Here is a 6,028-nt window from a genome sequence, read left to right as displayed (position 1 = left end):
GTTGGCGCGCATGCGCGGGTCCTTGGCGTACTCGGCGTACATGTAGTCGCGTTCCTCGTCGCTGACCATCTCCAGGGTCAGCTCGTCGTGGTTGCGCAGGAAGATCGCCCACTGGCAGTTGCGGGGGATGCGCGGGGTCTGCGCCAGGATCTCCGAGATGGGGAACCGGCTCTCCCTGCGCACGGCCATGAACATGCGCGGCATGAGCGGGAAGTGGAAGGCCATGTGGCACTCGTCGCCGCCGGACTCGTGGTCCCCGAAGTAGTCCACCACGTCGGCCGGCCACTGGTTGGCCTCGGCGAGGAGGACCTTCCCCGGATACTCGGCGTCGACGATCCTGCGGATGCGTTTGAGGAACTCGTGGGTCTCCTTGAGGTTCTCGCAGTTGGTGCCCTCGCGTTCGTACAGGTAGGGCACGGCGTCCAGGCGGAAGCCGTCGATGCCCAGGTCCAGCCAGAAGCGCATGACCTCCAGGACGGCCTCCTGCACGGCCGGGTTCTCGAAGTTGAGGTCGGGCTGGTGGGAGAAGAAGCGGTGCCAGTAGTACTGGCCGCGCACCTCGTCGTAGGTCCAGTTGGACTGCTCGGTGTCGACGAAGATGATGCGGGCGTCGGCGTAGCGTTCGGTGGTGTCGGACCAGACGTAGAAGTCGCCGTAGGGGCCGTCGGGGTCCTCGCGGGAGGCCTTGAACCAGGGGTGCTGGTCGCTGGTGTGGTTCATGACCAGGTCGGTGATGACCCGGATGCCGCGTTCGTGGGCTTTTTCCACCAGTTCGACGAAGTCGGCGATCTGGCCGAACTCGGGCAGGATCTTCATGTAGTCGGAGATGTCGTAGCCGCCGTCGCGCAGCGGGGACTCGTAGATCGGCAGCAGCCACAGGCAGTCGATGCCGAGCCACTGCAGGTAGTCGAGCTTCTCGATGAGACCGCGCAGGTCCCCGGTGCCGTCCCCGTTGGAGTCGTAGAAGCTGCGCACCAGGACCTCGTAGAACACCGCGTGCTTGTACCAGTGCGGATCGTCGGTCAGCGCGGAGGCGCGTCCCGGGGAGGCGTCCCCGGCGCGGGCAGTGGGGCTCACCGCACCCTCCAGGACAGGACGCGGGCGACCGACCGGGCGGGGTCGACCTCGACGGTGCCGGCGGGGGACAGCTCCACGAGTCCGCCGTCGATCTCGTCGCGCGCCTTGACGCGCTCCGCCCCCAGGACCGACTCGTCCAGCCGGAGTTCGGCCCTGCGCGGGGCCGACGGGTCGAGCAGGACGACGCACAGCACCCGGTCCCCGCCGGCGGGGTCGGACTTGGAGTAGGCGATCAGCCTGTCGTCGTCCACCTCGTGGAAGCGCAGCGTACGCAGTTGCTGCAACGCGGGGTGCTCCCGGCGGAGGCGGTTGAGCGTGGCGATCCACGGCTCCAGGGACCGGCCCGCCGCACGCGCGCCCGCGTGGTCGCGCGGCCTCAGCTCGTACTTCTCCGAGTCGAGGTACTCCTCGCCGTCGGGCCGCAGCGCCCGGTTCTCGTACAGTTCGAATCCGGAGTAGACGCCCCAACTGGGGGAGAGGGTCGCCGCCAGCGCGGCGCGGACCGCGAAGTCGGCGGGGCCCCCGTCGCGCAGGTGCCCGGGCAGGATGTCGGGGGTGTTGACGAAGAAGTTGGGCCGCAGGAAGTCCGCGCAGGCCACGAGTTCCTCCAGGTAGTCGGTGAGCTCCCGCTTGGTGGTGCGCCAGGTGAAGTAGGTGTAGGACTGGGAGAAGCCGAGTTTGGCCAGTCCTTGCAGCACCGCGGGCCGGGTGAACGCCTCGGAGAGGAAGACGACGTCGGGGTCGGTCCGTCGGATCTCCCCGATGAGCCGACGCCACAGGCCGGGCGGCTTGGTGTGCGGGTTGTCCACGCGGAAGACGCGCACGCCGTGGGACATCCAGTACCGCACGATCCGGAGCACCTCGGCGAAGATCCCCTCGGGGTCCTTGTCGAAGTTGAGCGGGTAGATGTCCTCGTAGGTCTTCGGGGGGTTCTCGGCGTAGGCGATGGTGCCGTCGGGCCTGGTGGTGAACCACTCGGGGTGCTCCTCGACCCACGGGTGGTCCGGGGCGCATTGCAGGGCCAGGTCGAGGGCGACCTCCAGGCCGAGCTCGCGGGCGCGGGCGACGAAGGCGTCGAAGTCCTCGACGGTGCCCAGGTCGGGGTGGACCGCGTCGTGCCCGCCGTGCCGGGAGCCCACCGCCCAGGGCGAGCCGACGTCGGTGGGCCGGGCGGTCAGCGTGTTGTTGCGGCCCTTGCGGTTGACCTCGCCGATCGGGTGGATCGGGGGCAGGTAGACCACGTCGAAGCCCATGTCGGCGATCCGCCGCAGCTCCTCGCGCGCCGTGGCGAAGGTGCCGTGGACCGGGCGGCCGCTGCGGTCCCGGCCGCCCGTGGAGCGGGGGAAGAACTCGTACCAGGAGCCGAACAGCGCCCGGGGCCGGTCGACCCACATCCGGTGCTCCGCGCCGCGGGCGGGGAACTCGCGCAGCGGCCGCCTGGCGACCGCGTCCCCGGTCGCGTCCCCGAGGGCGGGGGCCGCGCGCTCGGCGGCGGGCAGGGAGGTGTCGCGCAGGACCGCGGCGGCCCCCAGCAGGAGCTCCCGGTCCGGGGCCGCGGCCGACTCGGCGTGGCGCTCCAGCAGCCGGGCGCCGGACTCCAGGTCGTTGTCCAGCGCCGCGTCCGGCACCCCGGCCGCCAGTTTGGCCCGGACCGCGGTGCGCCAGGTGGCCCACGGGTCGCACCAGGCTTCCACCCGGAACGTCCACATCCCCACCGCGTCGGGGACCACGACCGCTTCCCACCGGTCGAGGCCCTCCTCGACCAGTCTCATGCGGACCGTGCGCGCCCTCCCCTCCGGCCCGGTGCAGACCACCTGCGCGGCCAGGGCCTCGTGCCCCTCCCGCCAGATCGTCGCCCGGACCGGGACGTGCTCGCCCACCACGGCTTTCGAGGGGTGCGCTCCGCCGCTGACCAATGGCGAAACATCGTCGATGACCACGTGCTCGGGCATGGTTCTCCATTTCTCGCTTCGGTTCCCGGGCCGTACTCGCAGAGCGGTGTCCCGTCACCGCGAAAAAGTCGGCTCATCGGGTACGCAAAACCACAGTCCAGCCGGTATGGAGTGCTGTCGTCCGCGTTTCTTGCAACGGCGTGCCGCCGGCCTTCCGAAGGTCCGGCCAGATTTCAGGCGTACGACCGCCAACCGTTGCTCATGCTCCCCAGAGCCTTCGGCAACGACAAGTATTCGCGACTAATCGATCCATAAACAAGGCTAATCAAGAGCCCACTCGACCAGGAAAGACGCAGGAGAACGGAGTTCTGCCAGGTTTCCGGGAACGCCGCATGTGACGCAGGACACAGCGATTATCCGAACTTCGACTTGTCGCAGCGAATTCGAAACAGGCCTTGCCAGGGGAGGCCCGCAGCGGGTTGACTCTCCATCGGCCGCCGGCCGAGAAATCAATTCGATTTCCACGGAAGCCCGGAACGGCCGCGAATATCCATTCCTTTCCAGGAGGTCTCCGTGTCCAAACGGATACTCATGGTCCTGTCCGAGTACGGATACTGGGCCGAGGAATTGGTGGGCCCGCTGGAGGTGTTCGACGCCCGGGGCTACCGGACCACCTTCGCCACCCCCACCGGCAAGCGCGCGCGGGCGCTCCCGCCCAGCCTGGACCCCGAGTACGTCGACCCGCCGCTCGGACGCACGGTCACCACGCCGGACATGGCCCGCCGGGGCCGCGAGCTGGACGAGTCCAACCGGCTGGACAACCCGCTCAGCCTGGCCGACCTGATCCCGGAGCGCCCCTACTACAGCGCGATCAACCACCTGCGGGCCCTGGAGGAGTACCACCGCCGGCTGGACGAGGCGCTCGAAGGGGTCCTGTCGAGCTTCGACGCGCTCGTCATCGTCGGCGGCAGCGGGCCGATCGTGGACCTGGCCAACAACGAGCGGCTGCACGAGCTGATCCTCGCGTTCGTCGCCGCGGACAAGCCGATCCTGGGCGAGTGCTACGGGGTCGCCCCCCTGGCGTTCGCCCGCGACCTGGAGACCCGCACCAGCCTGCTGTGGGGCAAGCACGTCACCGGCCACCCCAAGGAGTACGACTACAAGGACGGCACCGGGTTCCTCGGCGTCGAGTTCAACATGGGCCCGCCGCCCTACCCGCTGGAGTACATCCTGCGCGACGCCACCGGTCCCGACGGGGGCTTCCACGGCAACGTCGGCAAGGAGCTGTCCGTCATCGTCGACTACCCCTTCGTCACCGCGCGGTCCACCCCCGACTCCACCCTGGCCGGCGAGCTGCTCGTCGAGGTCCTGGAGAACGGGCTGCGCCGGTACGGCTGGTGACCCGCGGGCGCCGCGAAGGAGGCTCCATGCGTGCCAGACCAGGCAAGGCCGCCCTGTTCGAGCAGTTGGCGGCCGACGAGATCAGGTACATGTTCGGCAACCCCGGAACCGTCGAGCAGGGCTTCCTCGACATGGTCGGCGGGTCGCAGACCGAGTACGTCCTCGCCCTGCACGAGAGCGTCGCCCTGGGCATGGCCGACGGCTATGCCCGGGCCGCCCGGCGCCCCGGGCTGGTCCAGCTCCACACGGGCGTCGGGCTCGGCAACGGCGTCGGCCTCCTCTACCAGGCCAAGCGCGGGGGCTCCCCCCTGGTCGTGCTGGTGGGCGAGGCCGGGGTCCGCTACGACGCCATGGACGCGCAGATGGCCGCCGACCTGGTCGGCATGGCCCGGCCGGTCACCAAGTACGCCACCCGGGTGATCGACCCGTCCTCGGTGCTGCGGGTGCTGCGCCGCGCGGTCAAGATCGCCATGACCCCGCCCACGGGGCCGGTCCTGGTGGTCCTCCCCGCCGACGTGCTGGACCAGGTCACGACCGAGCCCGCGCTGCCCACGGCGGTCCCGTCGACCCGGGTCGCCCCCGAGCCGTCCGTGGTCTCCGCGGCGGCCGACGCCCTGCTCGGCGGGGAGCGGCCGCTGATCCTCATGGGCGACGGGGTGGCCGCCAGCGGGGCGCAGCGGGAGCTGGCCGACGTCGCCGAACGCCTCGGCGCCCCCGTCTACGGGGTGAACTCCTCCGAGGTCAACATCGACACCACCCACCCGCTGTACCGGGGCCAGACGGGGCACATGTTCGGCTCGACCAGCGCCCGCATCGTCGCCGACGCCGACGCGGTGCTGATCGTGGGGACCTACGTCTTCCCGGAGGTCTTCCCCGAGCTGCGCAACCCCTTCCGCGAGGACGCCTCGGTCGTGCACATCGACCTGGACGCCTACGAGATCGCCAAGAACTTCCCCGTCGACCTCGGCATCGCGGCCGACCCGCGGCTCACCCTCGCCGCCCTGGCCGGGGAGCTGGAACGGCGGGGCCGGCGCGCCCCGCCGCCCCCCGGCCGGACGCGGAGCGCGGGGCCGAACGGGCGGAGCCGGACACGGTCCTGGAGCGCTTCGCCCGTGCCCTCGGCGAGCAGGCCCCGCCGGACCTGATCGTCTTCGACGAGGCGCTGACCGCCTCCGAGGCGATCTTCCGGCACCTGCCGCCCCGCTCCCCCGGGCAGTACTTCCAGACCCGGGGCGGGTCGCTCGGCGTGGGCATCCCCGGGGCGATGGGGATCAAGCTCGCCCGGCCGGAGGCGCCCGTCATCGGGTTCACCGGCGACGGCGGCAGCATGTACACCATCCAGGCCCTGTGGACGGCCGCCCGCTACGGCATCGGGGCCAAGTTCGTGATCTGCAACAACCGCCGCTACCAACTGCTCGACGACAACATCGAGCAGTACTGGCGGGACCTGGGGATCGCCCCGCACGCCCACCCGGACGCCTTCGACCTGTCCCGCCCCGACATCGACTTCGCCGGTCTGTCGCGGTCGCTGGGCGTGCCCGGCATCCGGGTGGACAAGCCCGAACAGGCGGAGAGCGCGGTCGCCGACCTGCTCTCCCACGAGGGGCCGTTCCTCGTCGACCTCGCCACCGCGTGACCCGCCCCCGAAGAGAACGGAG

At 70.6% G+C, this 6,028-nt stretch carries 5 protein-coding genes; 3 read left to right on the top strand and 2 right to left on the bottom strand.

Annotation, left to right across the window (positions count from 1 at the left end; genetic code table 11):
- Together AC529_RS07600 and AC529_RS07595 are read right to left on the bottom strand one after the other, a co-directional pair.
- Positions 1-1,077: alpha-amylase family glycosyl hydrolase (locus tag AC529_RS07600; protein WP_269745534.1), on the bottom strand; the 1,077-nt coding region annotated here is incomplete at its 3' end.
- A complete protein-coding gene (locus AC529_RS07595) occupies positions 1,074-3,029 on the bottom strand; it encodes an alpha-1,4-glucan--maltose-1-phosphate maltosyltransferase (RefSeq protein ID WP_068755053.1) in 1,956 nt (651 codons plus the stop codon). The genes AC529_RS07600 and AC529_RS07595, both read right to left, overlap by 4 nt.
- Positions 3,030-3,542: 513 nt before the next feature.
- Between AC529_RS07595 and AC529_RS07590 the strand changes: the two genes are divergently transcribed.
- The 3 genes from AC529_RS07590 to AC529_RS20400 are packed head-to-tail and all read left to right on the top strand — an operon-like array spanning position 3,543 to position 6,006.
- Positions 3,543-4,370, top strand: coding sequence for a type 1 glutamine amidotransferase domain-containing protein (locus tag AC529_RS07590; protein ID WP_068755052.1), 828 nt, complete (start codon positions 3,543-3,545; stop codon positions 4,368-4,370).
- Positions 4,371-4,396: 26 nt separating this feature from the next.
- Positions 4,397-5,515 carry a thiamine pyrophosphate-binding protein gene (locus AC529_RS07585; protein WP_198156341.1) on the top strand — a complete coding sequence of 373 codons (1,119 nt, stop codon included), beginning with the start codon at positions 4,397-4,399 and terminating at the stop codon, positions 5,513-5,515.
- A complete protein-coding gene (locus AC529_RS20400; protein WP_198156372.1) occupies positions 5,467-6,006 on the top strand; it encodes a thiamine pyrophosphate-dependent enzyme in 540 nt (179 codons plus the stop codon). Before AC529_RS07585 ends, AC529_RS20400 begins: the two co-directional genes overlap by 49 nt.
- Positions 6,007-6,028 lie beyond the last annotated feature (22 nt).

It is taken from the genome of Thermobifida cellulosilytica TB100 (assembly GCF_001517975.1).
GTDB lineage: Bacteria > Actinomycetota > Actinomycetes > Streptosporangiales > Streptosporangiaceae > Thermobifida > Thermobifida cellulosilytica.
This window is presented reverse-complemented; position numbering and strand designations above follow the sequence as displayed.